Consider the following 18482-nt stretch of genomic DNA (forward strand, 5'->3'; position numbering starts at 1 on the left):
CACCGTTCCGGCCGGGCCCCACGACTTGCGACCGCCTACGACCGCCTACGACCGCCTACGACCAGGCTGCCCGACGGGTGCTGAGGGTTTCCGTCCTCAGTTCCCCTCCGTCAGCCCCGCCACCAGTTCGTCGGCCGCCCGGTACGGGTCCAGTCGCCCCGCCACGATCCGCTCGGCCAGACTGCTCAGCCGTCGGTCCCCGTGCAGGTCGCCGATGCGCTCGCGCAGGGCCGTGACCGCGATCGTCTCCACCTCGCGGGCGGCGCGGGCCGCCCGGCGCTCGGCCAGGATGCCCCGCTCCTCCATCCACGCGCGGTGCTTCTCCAGCGCCTCGACGACCTCGTCGATGCCTTCGGAGCGCGCCGCGACCGTCTTCACGATCGGCGGACGCCAGTCCCCCGGCCCACGGGACTCACCGAGGCCGAGCATGTGGTTCAGCTCACGGGCCGTCGCGTCGGCGCCGTCGCGGTCCGCCTTGTTGACGACGTACACGTCACCGATCTCCAGGATGCCCGCCTTCGCGGCCTGGATGCCGTCGCCCATGCCGGGGGCCAGGAGCACCACGGAGGTGTCCGCCTGGGAGGCGATCTCCACCTCCGACTGGCCCACGCCCACCGTCTCGACCAGGACCACGTCGCAGCCCGCCGCGTCCAGGACGCGGATCGCCTGCGGGGCTGCCCAGGCGAGGCCGCCCAGGTGGCCGCGGGTGGCCATCGAGCGGATGTAGACGCCGGGGTCGGAGGCGTGCTCCGACATCCGCACCCGGTCGCCGAGCAGCGCGCCGCCGGAGAACGGCGAGGACGGGTCGACGGCCAGGACGCCGACCCTCCTGCCCTGCTTGCGGTACGCCGTCACCAGCGCCGACGTCGACGTGGACTTGCCGACGCCCGGTGACCCGGTGAGGCCGACGACGTACGCGTTGCCGGTCAGCGGGGCCAGCGCCGCCATGACCTCCCTGAGTTGCGGAGACGCCCCCTCCACCAGGGAGATCAGCCGGGCCACGGCCCGCGGCCGGCCTTCCCTGGCCTGGGCCACCAGGGTGGAGACGTCCTGCATCACAGCTCCGTTCACTAGCAGTCGGCTACCAAAAAACGCGTGTCAGGCCTTGGATACCCGCACGATCAGGGCGTCACCCTGACCGCCGCCGCCGCACAGGGCGGCCGCGCCGACCCCGCCGCCGCGCCGCTTCAGCTCCAGCGCGAGGTGCAGGACGAGGCGGGCGCCGGACATGCCGATCGGGTGTCCGAGGGCGATGGCGCCGCCGTTGACGTTCACCTTTTCCGTGGACACGCCGAGGTCCTTCATTGACTGGACGGCGACCGCGGCGAAGGCCTCGTTGATCTCGATCAGGTCGAGGTCGGAGACCTCCAGGCCCTCCTTCTTCAGGGCGTGCAGGATCGCGTTCGACGGCTGCGACTGCAAAGAGTTGTCCGGGCCCGCCACGTTTCCGTGCGCGCCGATCTCCGCGATCCAGTCCAGGCCGAGCTCCTGCGCCTTGGCCTTGCTCATCACGACCACGGCCGCCGCGCCGTCCGAGATCTGTGAGGCGGAACCGGCGGTGATCGTTCCGTCACGGGTGAACGCCGGGCGCAGCTTGCCGAGGGACTCCGCCGTCGTGTCGCCGCGGATGCCCTCGTCCTTGCTGAAGACGACCGGCTCGCCCTTGCGCTGCGGGATCTCGACCGGGGTGATCTCCGCCTCGAAGATGCCGTTCTTCTGGGCGGCGGCCGCCCGCTGGTGGCTGAGGGCGGCGATCTCGTCCTGCTCGGGGCGCTGGATGCCCAGGCGGGTGTTGTGCTTCTCCGTGGACTCGCCCATGGCGATGTTCTCGAAGGCGTCCGTCAGACCGTCGTACGCCATGGCGTCGAGCATCTCGATCGCGCCGTACTTGAAGCCCTCACGGGACTTCGGCAGCAGGTGCGGGGCGTTGGTCATGGACTCCTGGCCGCCCGCGACGATCACGTCGAACTCGCCGGCGCGGATCAGCTGGTCGGCCAGCGCGATGGCGTCGAGGCCCGACAGACACACCTTGTTGATGGTGAGCGCCGGAACGCTCATCGGGATGCCGGCCTTGACCGCGGCCTGGCGTGCCGGGATCTGCCCTGCCCCGGCCTGGAGCACCTGGCCCATGATCACGTACTGCACCTGGTCGCCGCCGATCCCCGCGCGGTCGAGGGCGGCCTTGATGGCGAAGCCGCCGAGTTCGGCTCCCGAGAAGGACTTCAGCGAGCCCAGCAACCGCCCCATGGGCGTCCGGGCGCCCGCGACGATCACCGAGGTACTGCTGTTCGTTCCAGTCATGGAATGCGATCCCCTTCCGGCTTGCACAGCCGAGGAGTGAACGAGGGTTTACTTCGAATGTACTGAGCGGTAGTCCATCGCGTCACCGGGCGGTCAGTGTGATCGCGCGCACGTTGCGTAACCACCTCCGGAGCGCTGCACTGGCAGCATGCTGACGCGAATCGACCACATCGGAATCGCCTGTTTCGACCTCGACAAGAGCGTCGAGTTCTACCGGGCCACCTACGGCTTCGAGGTGTTCCACTCCGAGATCAACGAGGAGCAGGGCGTGCGCGAGGCCATGCTCAAGATCAACGATACGTCCGACGGCGGGGCTTCCTATCTGCAACTTCTGGAACCCACCCGGGAGGACTCCACCGTCGCGAAGTGGCTCGCGAAGAACGGCGAGGGCGTGCACCACATCGCTTTCGGTACGGCGGACGTCGACACGGACGCCGCGGACATCCGCGACAAGGGCGTACGCGTCCTGTACGAGGAGCCACGACGCGGCTCCATGGGGTCGCGGATCACCTTCCTGCACCCCAAGGATTGCCATGGCGTACTGACAGAACTGGTCACTTCTGCGCCCGTTGAGTCACCTGAGCACTGACCCTCGTACATATGGGCCGGTAGGGTTGGGGGCGGTCGCCGCTCCGAGAGGGTGACCGCGGGCCGGGGTCCGGGTTTCGGGGGACGAGCGTCGGGGCGGCAGCCCGTGCTCCGCCGTTGATCTGACACCATTCCCCGGGGGCCCCGTTCGGGCGTATGGACGGAGCTCGTTTGGCCATACTTGCGACCAGGGGACGGATGGGACCGCGCAGTGCGGGGCTACGAACGCCAGGAGCGAGAGCCGGCGGCTGACGTCGACCACCTCTCTCGGTTCGAGGCCGAGATGGATCGGCTGAAGACCGAGCGGGAAAAGGCGATCCAGCACGCCGAGGACCTCGGCTACCAGGTCGAGGTGCTGCGCGCCAAGTTGCACGAGGCGCGGCGCACCCTCATGTCCCGACCGGCCTACGACGGCGGTGACATCGGCTATCAGGCCGAGCAGCTGCTCCGTAACGCCCAGATCCAGGCCGACCAGCTGCGGCTGGACGCCGAGCGGGAGCTGAGCCAGGCGCGGTCGCAGACCCAGCGCATCCTCCAGGAGCACGCCGAGCAGGCGGCACGCCTCCAGGCGGAGCTCCACCAGGAGGCGGTCACCCGCCGGCAGCAGCTGGACCAGGAGCTCGCCGAGCGGCGGCAGACCGTCGAGTCGCACGTCAACGAGAACGTGGCGTGGGCGGAACAACTGCGCGCCCGCACCGAGCAGCAGGCCCGCCGCCTCCTCGACGAGTCGCGGGCCGAGGCCGAGCAGGCCATGGCCGCCGCCCGGGCCGAGGCCGAGCGGGTCACCGCGGAGGCCCGCCAACGGCTGCAGAGCGACGCCGAGGCGGCCCGCGCGGAGGCCGAGCAGCTTCTGCGCCGTGCCCGCACCGACGCCGAGCGGCTGATCAACGCCGCCTCGACGCAGGCCCAGGAGGCCACCGACCACGCCGAGCAGCTGCGCACCTCCACCGCGAGCGAGTCGGACAGCGCCCGCCGCACGGCCCAGGAGCTGAGCCGGACCGCCGAGCAGCGCATCGCGGAGGCCGACACGGCACTGCGTGAGGCGCGCGCCGAGGCCGAGAAGGTCCTCACCGAGGCGAAGGAGGCCGCCGCCAAGGCGCTCTCGAGCGCCGAGTCGGCCAACGAGCAGCGCACCCGTACGGCGAAGGAGCAGGTCGCCCGGCTGGTCGGCGAGGCCACCAAGGAGGCCGAGACCACCAGGTCGGACGCCGAACAGCTGGTCGCCGACGCCCGCGCCGAGGCGGAGAAGATCCTCGCCGAGGCCGCCGAGAAGGCCCGCAGCCTCACCGCCGAGGAAACCGCCTCCCAGCTCGCCAAGACGGCCAAGACCGCCGAGGACGTCCTCAACAAGGCCCAGGAGGACGCCCGGCAGACCACCCGGGCGGCCGCCGAGGAGGCCGAGCGGATCCGCACCGACGCGGAGACCGAGGCGGACCGGCTGCGCGCCGAGGCGCACGACATCGCCGAGCAGCTCAAGGGTTCGGCGAAGGACGACACCAAGGAGTACCGCGCCAAGACGGTCGAGCTCCAGGAGGAGGCCCGCCGGCTGCGCGGCGAGGCCGAGCAGCTGCGCGCCGACGCGGTCGCCGAGGGCGAGAAGATCCGTGCCGAGGCGCGCCGGGAGGCCGTCCAGCAGATCGAGGAGGCGGCCAGGACCGCCGAGGACCTGCTGTCCAAGGCGAAGGCCGACGCGGACGAGCTGCGGCAGAGCGCCACCACGGACAGCGAGAAGGTCCGCACCGAGGCCATCGAGCGCGCCACCACGCTGCGCCGGCAGGCCGAGGAGACCCTGGAGCGCACCCGTAAGGAGGCCGAGCGGCACCGCGACGAGGCCCTCGAGCAGGCCGAGGGCATCAGGAACGACGCCGAACAGGCCGGGCGCGAGCTGCGCGCGGAGACCGAGCGGGCCATAGAGACCCGCCGGGCCGAGGCCGCCCAGGAGCTGACCCGGCTGCACACCGAGGCCGAGGAGCGCCTCACCGCCGCCGAGCAGGCCCTGACCGACGCCCGCGAGGAGGCCTCGCGCATCCGCCGCGAGGCCGCCGAGGAGAACGAGCGGCTGCGCGCCGAGGCCGCGGAGCGCATCCGCACCCTCCAGGCGCAGGCCGCCGAGGAGGCCGACCGGCTGCGCACCGAGGCCGCCGCGGACGCGTCCGCGTCCCGGGCGGAGGGCGAGGCCATCGCCGTACGCCTGCGGTCCGACGCGGTCGCCGAGGCCGAGCAGTTGAAGGCGGAGGCGCAGGACAGCGCCGACCGGATGCGGGCGGAGGCGCAGGCCGCCGCCGAGCGGCTGGCCGTCGAGGCGTCGGAGACGCTGGCCGCCGCCCAGGAGGAGGCCGCCCGGCGCCGCCGCGAGGCCGAGGAGCTGCTCGGTGCCGCCCGCCAGGAGGCCGGCCAGGAGCGCGAACAGGCCCGCGCACAGAGCGAGGAACTGCTGGCCTCGGCGCGCCGGCGGGTGGAGGACGCGCAGGCCGAGGCCGTACGTCTGGTCGAGGAGGCCGACCGGCGGGCCAACGAGATGGTGTCGGCCGCCGAACAGCACGCCCAGCAGGTGCGGGACGCGGTCGCCGGACTGCACGAGCAGGCCCAGGAGGAGATCACCGGGCTGCGCTCGGCCGCCGAGCACGTGGCGGGCCGGGTCCGGCGCGAGGCCGAGGAGGAGGCGGGCCGGGTCCGCGCCGACGCCTACGCCGAGCGGGAGCGGGCCGCGGAGGACGCGAGCCGTATCCGGCGCGAGGCGAACGAGGAGACGGACGCCGCCAAGTCGCTCGCCGAGCACACGGTCGCGGAGGCGATCGCCGAGGCGGAGCGGCTGCGTTCGGACGCGTCCGAGCACGCGCAGCGGGTCCGCACCGAGGTGTCGGACCTGGTCGCCGAGGCCGACCAGGCCGCGTCGCGCACCCGGGCGGACGCCCGGGACGACGCCAACCGCATCCGGTCGGACGCGGCGAACCAGGCGGACACCCTCATCAACGAGGCGCGCTCCGAGGCGGAGCGGCTCCAGACGGAGACCCTCGCCGAGGCCGAGCGGCTCACCTCGGAGACGGCGGCCGAGGCCGAGCGGGTCCGCACCGAGGCGGTCACCAAGGCGGAGCGGCTGATCGCGGACGCCACCGGGGACGCGGAGCGGCTGCGGGCCGAGGCCGCGGAGACGGTCGGTTCGGCGCAGCAGCACGCGGAGCGGATCCGCGGCGAGTCGCAGCGCCTCAAGTCGGCGGCCGAGGCGGAGGCGGAGCGTCTTGTGTCGTCCGCCCGCGAGGAGGCCGAGCACACCCTCGACGAGGCTCGCCGGGACTCCAACAAGCGGCGTTCCGAGGCGGCCGAGCAGGTCGACAAGCTCATCAGCGAGACCGCGGCCGAGGCCGACAAGCTGCTCGCCGAGGCGCAGCAGCAGGCGCAGAAGACGACGGCGGACGCGGAGGGGCAGGCCGACAGCATGGTCGGCGCGGCCCGCAGCGAGGCCGACCGGCTGGTGTCCGAGGCGACGGTCGAGGGCAACTCGACGGTGGAGAAGGCCCGTACGGACGCGGACGACCTGCTCGTCGGCGCCCGCCGGGACGCCACCGCGATCCGGGAGCGCGCGGAGGAGCTGCGCGAGCGGATCACGAACGAGATCGAGCAGCTGCACGAGCGGGCCCGCCGCGAGGCGTCCGAGACGATGAGGTCGACGGGCGACCGCTGTGACGCGCTCATCAAGGCCGCCGAGGAGCAGCTGGGCAAGGCTCAGGCGAAGGCCAAGGAACTGGTCTCGGAGGCCAATTCGGAGGCGGGCAAGGTGCGTATCGCCGCCGTGAAGAAGGCCGAGGGTCTCCTCAAGGAGGCCGAGCTGAAGAAGGCCACGCTGGTGCGGGAGGCCGAGGAGCTCAAGGCCGAGGCGATCCGCGAGGCGCGGCGCACGGTCGAGGAGGGCAAGCGCGAGCTGGAGATCCTGGTGCGCCGGCGCGAGGACATCAACGCCGAGATCTCGCGTGTCCAGGACGTCCTGGAGGCGTTGGAGTCCTTCGAGGCCCCGACGGCGGGCAAGGACGGCGGGGTCAAGGCGGGCGCCGTGGTCGGCGCTCCCCGTTCGGGCGGCAAGTCGTCAGACAGCTAGCACACAGGTCGAATTGGACACCTTCTGAGGCCTTTGACCAAGTCTTTGGCAAGCCGTCCGACGGTTAGCCACCCAAAAGGGGTGTCATTCTCCAGATCAAACGCGCATCCGCTCGATGACACACCGCTTCCGGCCCTAGGATTCCACCTATCACCTCACCGGTCTCATTCGACAGGAACCCCATGAGCGACACTTCCCCCTACGGCTTCGAGCTTGTGCGGCGTGGGTACGACCGCGCGCAGGTGGACGAACGGATCTCGAAGCTCGCCTCCGACCGTGACAGCGCTCTCGCCCGCATCACCGCTCTGGAAAAGCGCATCGAGGAGCTCCACCTCGAGACGCAGAACGCCCAGGCTCAGGTAAGCGACGCCGAGCCGTCGTACGCCGGTCTCGGCGCGCGTGTCGAGAAGATCCTCCGCCTCGCCGAGGAAGAGGCCAAGGATCTGCGAGAGGAGGCCCGTCGCGCGTCCGAGCAGCACCGCGAGCTTGCCGAGTCGTCGGCCCAGCAGGTCCGCAACGACGCGGAGTCGTTCGCCGCGGAGCGCAAGTCCAAGGCCGAGGACGAAGGCGTCCGGATCGTCGAGAAGGCCAAGAGCGACGCCTCGCAGCTGCGCTCCGAGGCGCAGAAGGACGCGCAGTCGAAGCGTGAGGAGGCCGACGCCCTCTTCGAGGAGACCCGCGCCAAGGCCGCGCAGGCCGCCGCCGACTTCGAGACGAACCTCGCCAAGCGCCGCGAGCAGTCCGAGCGGGACCTGGCCTCGCGTCAGCAGAAGGCGGAGAAGCGTCTCGCGGAGATCGAGCACCGCGCGGAGCAGCTGCGGCTGGAGGCGGAGAAGCTGCGCACGGACGCCGAGCGCCGCGCCCGCCAGACCGTCGAGACGGCGCAGCGCCAGGCCGAGGACATCGTGGCCGACGCCAACGCCAAGGCCGACCGCATCCGTTCGGAATCCGAGCGCGAGCTCGCGGCGCTGACCAACCGCCGCGACTCGATCAACGCCCAGCTGACGAACGTGCGCGAGATGCTGGCGACGCTCACCGGTGCCGCGGTGGCCGCCGCGACGCCGGCCGAGGACGAGCCGATCTCCCGGGGCGTTCCGGCTCAGCAGTCCCGGTAGCCGTCGGCCGCCGGCTGCCTCCGGGCACCGGTGACCTCCGGGCATCCGGCAGCTGAACTCCCGCGAAGCCCTCTGCCACTCCGGTGGCAGGGGGCTTTGTCGCGTCTTAGCGTGGCCGCATGATCGAGCTCGAGGGCCTGACGAAGCGGTATGGCGACAAGGTGGCGGTCAACAACCTCACCTGCACCGTCAGACCCGGCATCGTCACGGGTTTCCTCGGTCCGAACGGCGCCGGGAAGTCGACGACCATGCGGATGATGCTCGGACTCGACCGCCCCACCGCCGGGGACGTCCGGATCGACAACGAGCACTACGACCGGCTCAAGGACCCGCTGCGCTACATCGGCGCCCTGCTGGACGCCAAGGCCATGCACGGCGGCCGGAGCGCCTTCAACCATCTGCTGTGCCTCGCCCAGAGCAACGGCATCCCGACCGGCCGCGTGCACGAGGTGCTGGACACGGTCGGTCTCACCTCGGTCGCGAAGAAGAAGGCCAAGGGCTTCTCCCTGGGCATGGGGCAGCGGCTCGGCATCGCGGGCGCGCTGCTCGGCGACCCGCGGATCCTGATGTTCGACGAGCCGGTCAACGGCCTCGACCCCGAGGGCATCCACTGGATCCGCAACCTGATGAAGTCCCTCGCGGCGCAGGGGCGGACCGTGTTCGTGTCGAGTCACCTGATGAGCGAGATGGCGCTGACCGCCGACCACCTCGTCGTCATCGGCCAGGGCCGGCTGCTCGCCGACACCTCCATGGCCGACTTCATCGGCCAGAACTCCCGTTCGTACGTCCGTATCCGCTCCCCCCAGCGCGAGCGGCTGCTCGATGTGCTGCACGAGGCCGGGATCACCGCCGTCGAGGCGGGCAGCGGCACGCTGGAGGTGGACGGCGGCAAGCCCGAACACATCGGGGAGCTGGCCGCGCAGCACCAGATCGTGCTGCATGAGCTGAGCCCCCAGCAGGCCTCCCTGGAGGAGGCGTTCATGCAGCTGACCGCGGAGTCGGTCGAGTACCACGCGCATTCGCAGACGCCCCCGGAGCAGCAGTGGGGCCACGACCGGACGAGGAGCTGAGCATGGCGGCGATCCAGGTCGTCCGGTCCGAATGGACCAAGATCCGGTCGGTGGCGTCGACGGTGTGGACGCTCTCCCTCACCGTGGTGGTCACCCTCGCCCTCGGCATGCTGATCTCGGCGCTGTCGCGGAACGAGTTCGACAACATGAGCACCAAGGACCAGATCTCCTTCGATCCGACGTTCATCAGCTTCGCGGGCATGAGCCTCGGGCAGCTCGCGATGATCGTGTTCGGGGTGCTCGTCGTGTCGAACGAGTACAGCACCGGAATGATCCGCACCTCGCTGGCCGCGGTGCCGCAGCGCGGCAGGTTCCTGTTCAGCAAGATCGCGGTGGCCACCGGGCTGTCCCTCGCCGTCGGCCTGGTGACCAGCTTCCTCGCCTTCTTCCTGGGACAGGCGATGCTCGGCTCGCACAGGGCCTCGATCAGCGACACGGGTGTCCTGCGCGCGGTGATCGGCGGGGGCCTCTACATGACCCTGATCGCGATGTTCTCGATGGGCGTCGCGGCGATGCTGCGCTCCCCGATGCTGTCGCTGGGCATCCTGATGCCGTTCTTCTTCCTGATCTCCAACATCCTCGGCAACGTCTCGGCGACGGAGAAGATCGGCCGGTTCCTGCCGGACCAGGCCGGCAGCAGGATCATGCAGGTCGTCACCCCGGTCGACGACGACACGCCCTACGGTCCCTGGGGCGGGCTCGGGATCATGGCGCTATGGGTGCTTGCGGCCCTTGCGGGCGGATACGTCCTGCTCAAGCGGCGGGACGCGTAGCCGCCGCGGCCGGGGCTTTGCCTTCCCTTGGGCGGAACCGTCAGCGCCCCGATAAGCTCCTAACCCTTACGGGGGGCGTGTGCCCCGCTGTCCTGAACCTTTCGATGGGTGCGGAGCATGATCGAGGCAGTCGGCCTGACCAAGCGCTACGGCGACAAGACCGCTGTGTCCAACCTTTCCTTCCAGGTGCGGCCCGGCGCCGTCACCGGTTTCCTCGGGCCCAACGGCTCGGGCAAGTCGACGACGATGCGGATGATCCTCGGCCTGGACAACCCCACCTCCGGGCAGGTGACGATCGGCGGCTTCCCGTACCGCAAGCTGCCCAACGCCCCCCGACAGGTCGGCGCCCTGCTGGACGCCAAGGCGGTGCACGGCGGGCGGCACGCCCGCAACCACCTGCTGAGCCTGGCCCAGCTGTCGGGCATCCCGGCCCGGCGGGTGGACGAGGTGCTGGGCGTGGTCGGGCTCCAGGACGTGGCCAGGAAGCGGTCCAAGGGCTTCTCCCTCGGCATGGGCCAGCGGCTCGGCATCGCGGCCGCGCTGCTCGGCGACCCCCAGGTGCTGCTGTTCGACGAGCCGGTCAACGGCCTCGACCCCGAGGGCATCCTCTGGGTGCGGAACCTGATGAAGGCACTCGCGGCGGAGGGTCGGACCGTCTTCGTGTCCAGCCACCTCATGAGCGAGATGGCGCTGACCGCCGACCACCTGATCGTCATCGGGCGCGGGCAGCTGCTGTCCGACATGAGCATCCGGGACTTCATCTCGGCGAACTCCGCCGACTTCGCGCGCGTGCGGACGCCCGACACCGACCCGCAGGTGCGCGAGAAGCTGGCGGGCGCCCTCACCGAGGCCGGCGGACACGTCATGCCGGAGCAGGACGGCGCGCTGCGTGTCACGGGGCTGGCGCTGCCCCGCATCAGCGACGTCGCGTACGACTCCGGCGTACGGCTGTGGGAGCTGTCGCCGCACCAGGCCTCGCTGGAGGAGGCGTACATGCGGATGACGCAGGGCGCCGTCGACTACCGCTCGACGATCGACCAGAAGGCCGGCCTGATGCAGCCGCTGCCGCCCGGCGCGCAGCCGCCGATGCCGGTGCCGGGACAGGGCCAGCCGGGCTGGTACGCCCCGCCGCCGCCCCAGCAGGGCGGCCACCCCTTCACGATGCCCCAGGGTCAGCCCGTACCCCAGCAACCGCCGGGGGCGCAGGGACAGCCGGCACAACCGCCGTCGGGCCCGTACGGCGCGCCCGGTGCCGCTCCCGGCGCGGGTCACCGGAACCCGTACGCGCAGCCGCCGGCCGCCCCCGCGCAGCCGCCCGCCGCCCCGGCTCCCGCCCAGGGCGCCGCCCCCGTCGCCGACCTGAACAAGCCCGAGGACGCCCGATGAGCACCCCCCAGCCCCCGATGCAGCAGGGCGCACCCGCCTGGCAGGCGGCGCCCGGTCCCTCGTCGTACCCCACCTACACCTCGCCGATCCCGGTGGTGCGCACGCACCTCGGGCACGCGCTCGCCTCGGAGTGGACGAAGATCAGGTCGGTGCGCTCCACGATGTGGACGCTCGGCGTGTTCGTCCTGCTCGTCGTCGGCATCGGGCTGCTGACCGGCGCGCTCGTCGGCTCCTCGAGTTCGGACCTGTCGGGCGAGAACCCGCTGTCGATGGGGTTCTTCGGGCTGCTGCTCGGCAGCATGTGCCTCATCACGCTCGGCGTGCTGACCACGGCCTCGGAATACGGCACCGGGATGATCCGCACCACGATGACCGCCTGCCCGACCCGCGGGCGGGTGCTGGCGGCGAAGTCGATCGTGTTCTTCGGGGTGGCGTTCGTGGTCACGCTGGCCGCCTCCTGCTTCGTCGCCCTGGTGCAGATCCCCCTGCTGGACGGCACCGGTGCCAAGGACCCCACGGGCCAGGAATGGCTGAAGGCCACGGTCGGCATCTCGCTCTACCTGGCGCTGCTCGGGCTGCTCTCGCTCATCGTCGGCTCGATCATCCGGCACTCGGCGGGCGCCATCACCATCATGATCGGCGCCGTGCTGGCCCCGCTGGTGATCGCGCTGTTCATGTTCTCGCAGTCGCTGGAGGACGTGCGTCAGGCCCTGTTCGAGTACTCGATCCCGAACCAGCTCAGCGTCTTCTACTCGAACTCGCTCACGGAGACGGGCCCGTCCGGCTGGGACCCCCTGTGGATCATCCTCGGGGCGACGGCCGTCGCGTTCGCCGGCGCGTACGCGCTGCTGGAGAAGCGGGACGTGTAGAGCCGGGAGACCGGCGTCAGAATCTGGGCGCGTTCCGGGACCGCTGCACCCTCGTGGTGCGGCGGTCCTTCGCGTTCCAGCACGCCTTGTGCCAGTGGCGGCGGTCGTCGACGCCGGAGTGCTCGGGCCAGGCGACGACGTGCGGGACCCCGGAGGCGATCAGCTGGTCGCAGCCGGGGCAGCGGTAGGTCTTGCCCTGCGCACTGGCCCCCGCCACATGGCGCACGCTCCACTCCTCGCCCTGCCAGTCCTCGGTGGACTGCCAGCCCCCGTAGCGACCCGAGCGGTCGTCCTCGGCGCCACGGGCGGCCGGGGCGGCTTCCTTGGGTCGGTTGCGACGCGGGGACAAGGGACACCTCACGGGGCTATACAGGATGCAGGGGCCACGTCCAGCCTACGCGGCACCGACAGGGGTAGGCGTAGGGGACCAACCCTCTCAAGTCACCCTCCCATGCGGCCCATTCTGCAGACAATCCGCAAATCTCTTCGCCAGGCCGTGTCCTCGGCACGTGTCAGACGGTTATGCCCGGTGGGGGAGCTCCGCGTCGGAGCCAAGGAAGCAGGAAAAGCAATGCGCGTAGGAAGTTTCGTGTTGGCCGCCCAGTTCCCGGGGCAGGGCCAGGGGGAGGCGCTGCACCGCGCGGTCCGCACGGCCGAGGTGGCCGAGGAAGCGGGGCTCGACACGGTCTGGCTGGCCGAGCACCACTTCGTGCCGTACGGCACCTGTCCGTCGGCGATCACTCTGGCAGCCCTGCTGCTCGGCCGCACCCGCCGGCTCCGGGTCGGCACCGCGGTCAGCGTGCTGCCCACCGTCCATCCGGTGGCCCTCGGCGAGCAGGCGGCGCTGCTGCACGTGACCAGCGGCGGGCGCTTCTCACTGGGCGTGGGACGCGGCGGCCCATGGGTCGACCTGGAGGTGTTCGGGGCGGGCCTGGAGGCGTACGAGAAGGACTTCCCGGAATCACTCGATCTGCTGGTGCGCTGGCTGCGCGAACCCTCGGTCGGGGCCGCCGGGAAACGCTTCGGATTTCGCGAAGTGCCGGTCGTACCAAGGCCGTCGGAGTCCCTCTCGGACATCGCGGGCCCCGAGGTCGTCGTCGCCTGCACCTCACCGGCGAGCGTGCGGCTCGCGGCCGAGCGCGGGCTGCCGATGCTGCTCGGCATGCACGTGGGGGACGAGGAGAAGGCCGAGATGGTAGCCCTGTGGCGCAGGCTCGCCCACGCGGCCGGGCGGCCGGCGGAGGAAGTCCTCGGCGCGGCCCACGTGTCGGCCGGCGTCTGCCAGATCGCCGACCGGCGCACGGACGCGGTCGAGACGCTGACGAAGGCCATGCCGGGCTGGCTCAAGCAGGGGCTGGAAGCCCATGTGACGGTGGACGGACGGCAGCGCTCGATGCGCGACCCGCTGGCGTACACCGAACTGCTCTGCGGGCTGCACCCGGTGGGCACCCCGCGGTTGTGCGCCGACCGGCTCGCGGCGACCAGCGAGCGCACCGGCATCTCCCGCTTCGCGCTGCTCGTCGAGGGCTCCGGGGACCTGGCCGCCACCGAGGAGAACGTCCGGAGGCTGGGAGCCGAGGTGCTCCCCCACCTCGGCTGAATATGCCCCATGCAGGATGCTTGCCGCCCCGGTACGAATGCACCTCCCGCGTACGGAGCGGCAAGCAAACGGGCCTTGGGCGTCAGCAGTCCCTGAACTCCGGCGACTGGTTGAGCAACTGGCTGCGTACCGAGGTGAAGCGGACCAGCGTCTCGTCGACCGAGGAGTCAGCAGGGAACACCGCCACCCGGTGGCAGTTCTGGAAGGCCAGTCGCACACCGAAATGCCGTTGCAGCGCACCGCGTATCGCGTCACTCGCAAGTGCACGCAGCAGCTGACCGCGTGCCTGCTCGTCCGGCGGAGGCGTCTGGTTGTCGGCGAACTGTCCGCCGTCCACCTTCAGCTGAGCCACCAGGGAGCTGATCATCTCCCATGCGTAGGGCAGGGAGGTCCGGACGCAGTCGACGAATTCCGCTTCGTCGACCTCGCCTCGCTCGGCCTGTTCGAGTAGGGCCGGTGAGACGTCGAGCGACATGGGTTCTCCTCTCGCACCCCCGACCAGCAGGGGTTGCCGGACAGATAAGGGAGGCCGCGATGCCGAACACGCTGAGTACACGTCTCGCGACCTCCCGTTTATACGGTAAGCAGCGGACGGTGGCCGCACCAGGAGAATGCGCACATAGGGCGTCCTCAATAGGCACACAATCGGCCACCAGTGAACAGGGGGTGACCCGGGTCTTCCAGGACAACAAGGACGGCCCAGCGAAGCCCGGTCGACAGGGGCGCCGGAAGTCCGGAGGGCGAATCGCGTGCACCCCGGCCCGTCGAGTAGCGTTGCCGACCATGCGTCTCGTCATTGCCCGCTGCTCCGTCGACTACGCGGGCCGGCTCACCGCCCACCTCCCCTCCGCGCCCCGCCTGATCCTGGTCAAGGCGGACGGAAGCGTCTCGATCCACGCGGACGACCGGGCCTACAAGCCCCTCAACTGGATGTCGCCGCCCTGCACCCTGAAGGAGGGCACCGGCGAGGAGGAAGGCGTCTGGACCGTCGTCAACAAGGCGGGCGAGAAGCTCATCATCACGATGGAGGAGGTCCTGCACGACTCCTCGCACGAACTGGGCGTCGATCCCGGCCTGATCAAGGACGGCGTGGAAGCGCACCTCCAGGAGCTCCTCGCCGACCGCATCGACACCCTCGGCGAGGGCTACACGCTCATCCGCCGCGAGTACATGACGGCGATCGGACCGGTCGACATCCTGTGCCGGGACGCGGAGGGGCGGACCGTCGCAGTGGAGATCAAGCGGCGCGGCGAGATCGACGGCGTGGAGCAACTCACGCGCTATCTGGAGCTGTTGAACCGCGATCCCCATCTCGCGCCGGTCCGCGGGGTCTTCGCCGCGCAGGAGATCAAGCCGCAGGCCCGCGTCCTCGCCACGGACCGGGGCATCGGCTGCCAGGTCCTCGACTACAACGCGATGCGCGGCATCGAGGACGACAAGCTCCGCCTGTTCTGACCGCCGTTCCATGAGGTGCCACGACGACGAGGGCCGGGTCCGACACGCGGACCCGGCCCTTGTGTGTCGGGTGGGCGTCAGATCACCGGGGACGAGCCGCTCGGCGTCGTCTGGTCGCCGCTCGTCGGGGCACTCGCCGAACTGCTCGTCGCCACGGGCGCGCTGGAGGAGGCGGGACGGCTGGCGGAGTCGGTGGTCGTGGGAGCCGTCGACGCGCTGCCGGACGGTGACGCGGTGTCGGAGGGCGTCGAGGAGGTCGACGTCGACGGGCTCGCGCTGCCCGACGTGGACGCGGAGGGCTTTCCCGACGGTGACGACGACGGCTTGGGCGTGGTCGGCCGCGTAGGCGGCCTGGACGGCGAACTCGACGAGCCCCCCGACCCCCGCGTCCCGCTCGGGTCGTCCGACGGTCCCGCCGTCTCCACCGGCGTCGGATCGTCCGACGTGCCGAGGGTGCCGTCCGGGCCCGGGTCGGTCGGCCGGCTCGTCGCCGTACCGGTGTCGTCGGAGCCGTCGCCGTTGGTCGGCGCCGTGTCGGCGCCCAGGCTGTCGTCCCCGCTGCCCTGGCTGGCGGACGGGTTGACGCCCACCTGGTCGGACGGGTTGTTCGCGTCGTTGTTGGAGGTGGCGCCGAGCGTCACCACCGTGCCCAGCACGGCCACGAGGAGCGCACCCGCGCCGGCCGCCACCAGGTTGCGCCGGGCATAGGCGCGGATGCCGGTCCGGCCCTTCGGCGAGCGCGACGCGGGCGGCGCGCTCGCCTGGTGGACGACCAGGGACGAGGTGTCGTCCCGGGCCGGGGGCCGCAGCGGCGGGAAGGGCGCCGGTGTTCCGCCGGGAGGCGATGCCGACTCGTCGTGGCGTGCCTCGGGCACCTCCTCGCCCGCGGTCGCGCCGAGGGCGAGCACCGCGCCGAGGCCGGCCGTCGTGCCGGAGCGGTCGGCGACCAGGGCGAGGGCGCGGCGGCTCGCGACGGTGCCGCGCTTGTCGGCGAGGGCGCCGCGCAGACCGACGGAGGTCTCCAGTTCGGTGCGGGCGAGGTCGAGTTGTCCGGCGCAGAGCGCGAGGACGCCCAGCTCGTGGTGGAAGTAGGCCTGCTCCGCGGCCTCTCCGGCGAGCCGGCTGGACTCGGCGCCGAGGCGCAGCGCCTGTTCCCAGGCGCTCCAGTCAAGCCCGGCGGCGAAGGCGGGCGCCGCGGTGCGGGCCAGCCGTACCGTGGCGCTCTCCTCCTCCTCGCCGGGCGCCGTGGTGGCCGGCACGAGCACGTCGAGGGCGGCGAGCAGGGCGTCCGACTCGGCGCACACGCGCTCCGGGCCCACCGAGGGGTGCCCGGCCCACCAGGTGTAGTGCTGGGCGGCCGTCAGGGCCCGGGCGTCGGCCTCGACCGCGTATCCGGCGGCCTCCAGCTGGGTCTGCACGCCCGCGGCGAGCCGGTAGCGGGCGCCGACCGGGGAGACCAGTCCGCAGGCGGCCAGCTCGGCGAGCGCGGCGTCGGCGTGGGTGTCGCCGACGAGCGCGGGCAGGTGCGCCTGGTGCGGCACCTCTCCGCCGAGCGCGACGGCGAAGCGCAGGGTGGCGCGCGCCGAGGCGCTGAGCCGGGAGGCGAGCAGGGGGGCGGGCGCGGCGGCCTCGCCGAGGGAGGGCAGCGGGAGGGCGTCGCCGTCGTCGGCGTCCACGAGGGCGTCGGCCGCCGGCGCGTCCGCGAAGACGCCGAACTCGTCGACGGCGTTCGTGCCGGCCCGCACCTCGTCGCGCCGCCGCAGCAGGGCGCCGGCCTGGACGAAGCGCAGCGGCAGGCCCTCGGACTCGAACCAGAGGTCGCCGGCCCAGTTGGCCTCCTCCTCGGTGAGGACGCGGCCGACGGCGCGCTCCAGGAGTTCCAGGCCGTCGGCGCGGTCCAGTCCGCCGAGGAAGACCTCCTCGACGGCGGAGTCGGGGGACGGGGCGGGCACGTCCGGCGTCGTGGCGATCAGGAAGGCGCACTCGGGCGTCGCCTCGATCAGCTCGTCGAGGGCCGCGCCGCCGAATTCGAGATCGTCGAGGACGACGACCGCGCCGACGTCCCGGAGGCAGGCGCGCAGGTCGTCCGGGCCCGGGCGGTACCGGGGGGCGTTGTGGACGGCGGCGAAGAGGTCGTGGAGCAGGTCGCTCGTGGTGCGGTGGAAACCGGTGAGGCGGACCACGCCGTCGGGGGCGAGGTCCTCGCAGTCCTCGGCGACGACGTCGAGGAGGCTGGTGCGGCCGGAGCCGGCGGGACCGGTGAGGCGTACGGAGCGGCCGCGGGCGAGCAGGCGCACCAGCTGTTCGCGCTCGTCCTGGCGGGCCAGGAGGGGCAGCGCCGGCGGCGTGAGCCCGGGCGGGACGGGCGGCTTGGCGGCGCGGGCGACCTCGGCGCGTTCGGCGACCGTGAACTTCGGGGGCCGGCCGGGGCGCTCTCCCGGCGGGCAGTTCTCTATCTCGCTGCCGTCGACGGGGTTGACGGTGAGCAGGAAGTCACCGGCCACGAGCCGCACCGTGCGGGCCAGCGCGGGCGCGTGCTGACCGAAGTCCGATGTGAGGGATTCCCTGGGCTGGCGCTGACGTGGCGCTTCGCCGTCACCGTCGTGGCCGCGCTCCTCGGGTCCCCGGTTGTTCGGGTCCATAGGTACAAGCCCCCCAAAAGCGTCGTGTGCCGAGCCCCTCCCGGCCTTGCCGCACACCGCGCTGTCGCTTCTGGTCCGGGCCCGCTCAAGGGTTGTCACGCAGCGGGCGACCGAACCTTAAACCTTTAGTCAGTATCTACGACAGCCCGGGGTACCGCGCGGTCCGAGACGTCACAGTCTCATGAGGATTGCCCTCCCCGGATTCGCGGTGCTCCGCCCGGGTCTCCCGCGTCCGCCGTGCCACACCCGTGGCGCGTGTCACACGCGGGGCAGGGACTCCACGCCGATGCCGCCCTCGATCGCCAGGATCCGGTGCAGCCGGGTGGCCACCAGCAGACGCTGCATCTGCAGCGGTACGTCGCGCAGGACGAGCCGACGGCCGCAGCGGCCGGCCCGCCGGTGTGCTCCCATGATCACCCCGAGTCCGGTGGCGTCCCAGGAGTCCAGCTCGGACAGGTCGAGCACGAGATCGCCGACACCGTCGTCGACGGCCGAGTGCAGGACCGTACGGGCGTCCGCCGCGCTGCGGACGTCGAGGCGGCCCCCGACGACCAGCTCGACGTGGTCGCCCCTGATGAACATATGCGCTC

Annotated in this window: 15 protein-coding genes; 9 read left to right on the top strand and 6 right to left on the bottom strand. The window is 71.8% G+C overall.

The window, feature by feature from the left end; translation table 11 throughout:
• Nucleotides 1–96: 96 nt before the first annotated feature.
• Together meaB and OG985_RS16520 are read right to left on the bottom strand one after the other, a co-directional pair.
• On the bottom strand, nt 97–1056 hold the full coding sequence (gene meaB / locus OG985_RS16515; RefSeq protein WP_371669097.1) for a methylmalonyl Co-A mutase-associated GTPase MeaB: 960 nt from the start codon (nt 1054–1056) through the stop codon (nt 97–99).
• A gap of 42 nt (nt 1057–1098) precedes the next feature.
• Entirely contained in the window at nt 1099–2301 is a 1203-nt protein-coding gene (locus OG985_RS16520) for an acetyl-CoA C-acetyltransferase (protein ID WP_371669098.1), read from the bottom strand.
• A 148-nt stretch (nt 2302–2449) separates the two neighbouring features.
• On the opposite strand from OG985_RS16520, the gene mce reads away from it, so the two are divergent.
• The 7 genes from mce (at nt 2450) to OG985_RS16555 (ending at nt 12195) form a co-directional block, all read left to right on the top strand.
• Nucleotides 2450–2890 carry a methylmalonyl-CoA epimerase gene (gene mce, locus OG985_RS16525; RefSeq protein WP_371669099.1) on the top strand — a complete coding sequence of 147 codons (441 nt, stop codon included), beginning with the start codon at nt 2450–2452 and terminating at the stop codon, nt 2888–2890.
• 210 nt (nt 2891–3100) lie between these two features.
• On the top strand, nt 3101–6982 hold the full coding sequence (scy, locus tag OG985_RS16530; protein WP_371669100.1) for a polarized growth protein Scy: 3882 nt from the start codon (nt 3101–3103) through the stop codon (nt 6980–6982).
• A 182-nt stretch (nt 6983–7164) separates the two neighbouring features.
• Nucleotides 7165–8097 (top strand): cellulose-binding protein, encoded by a 933-nt coding sequence (locus tag OG985_RS16535; RefSeq protein WP_371669101.1) that lies wholly within the window; start codon nt 7165–7167, stop codon nt 8095–8097.
• A gap of 119 nt (nt 8098–8216) precedes the next feature.
• A complete protein-coding gene (locus OG985_RS16540) occupies nt 8217–9167 on the top strand; it encodes an ATP-binding cassette domain-containing protein (protein WP_371669102.1) in 951 nt (316 codons plus the stop codon).
• A gap of 2 nt (nt 9168–9169) precedes the next feature.
• Entirely contained in the window at nt 9170–9940 is a 771-nt protein-coding gene (locus OG985_RS16545; RefSeq protein ID WP_371669103.1) for an ABC transporter permease, read from the top strand.
• Between the two features lie 117 nt (nt 9941–10057).
• A complete protein-coding gene (locus OG985_RS16550; protein WP_371669104.1) occupies nt 10058–11326 on the top strand; it encodes an ABC transporter ATP-binding protein in 1269 nt (422 codons plus the stop codon).
• Entirely contained in the window at nt 11323–12195 is an 873-nt protein-coding gene (locus tag OG985_RS16555; RefSeq protein ID WP_371669105.1) for an ABC transporter permease, read from the top strand. Before OG985_RS16550 ends, OG985_RS16555 begins: the two co-directional genes overlap by 4 nt.
• A gap of 16 nt (nt 12196–12211) precedes the next feature.
• On the opposite strand, the gene OG985_RS16560 is transcribed toward OG985_RS16555, so the two are convergent.
• The gene (locus tag OG985_RS16560) at nt 12212–12544 is read right to left on the bottom strand and encodes an ATP/GTP-binding protein (protein ID WP_371669106.1); all 333 of its coding nucleotides are present in this window, start codon (nt 12542–12544) and stop codon (nt 12212–12214) included.
• Nucleotides 12545–12766: 222 nt separating this feature from the next.
• On the opposite strand from OG985_RS16560, the gene OG985_RS16565 reads away from it, so the two are divergent.
• Nucleotides 12767–13795 (top strand): LLM class flavin-dependent oxidoreductase, encoded by a 1029-nt coding sequence (locus OG985_RS16565; RefSeq protein WP_371669107.1) that lies wholly within the window; start codon nt 12767–12769, stop codon nt 13793–13795.
• A gap of 82 nt (nt 13796–13877) precedes the next feature.
• On the opposite strand, the gene OG985_RS16570 is transcribed toward OG985_RS16565, so the two are convergent.
• Nucleotides 13878–14270 carry an SCO5389 family protein gene (locus OG985_RS16570; protein WP_371669108.1) on the bottom strand — a complete coding sequence of 131 codons (393 nt, stop codon included), beginning with the start codon at nt 14268–14270 and terminating at the stop codon, nt 13878–13880.
• 308 nt (nt 14271–14578) lie between these two features.
• Between OG985_RS16570 and nucS the strand changes: the two genes are divergently transcribed.
• A complete protein-coding gene (gene nucS / locus OG985_RS16575; RefSeq protein WP_371669109.1) occupies nt 14579–15250 on the top strand; it encodes an endonuclease NucS in 672 nt (223 codons plus the stop codon).
• A gap of 77 nt (nt 15251–15327) precedes the next feature.
• On the opposite strand, the gene OG985_RS16580 is transcribed toward nucS, so the two are convergent.
• On the bottom strand, nt 15328–17892 hold the full coding sequence (locus OG985_RS16580; RefSeq protein ID WP_371669110.1) for an ATP-binding protein: 2565 nt from the start codon (nt 17890–17892) through the stop codon (nt 15328–15330).
• Between the two features lie 258 nt (nt 17893–18150).
• Nucleotides 18151–18474, bottom strand: coding sequence for an STAS domain-containing protein (locus OG985_RS16585; RefSeq protein ID WP_371669111.1), 324 nt, complete (start codon nt 18472–18474; stop codon nt 18151–18153).
• Nucleotides 18475–18482: the final 8 nt, after the last annotated feature.

It is taken from the genome of Streptomyces sp. NBC_00289 (assembly GCF_041435115.1).
Lineage (GTDB): Bacteria > Actinomycetota > Actinomycetes > Streptomycetales > Streptomycetaceae > Streptomyces.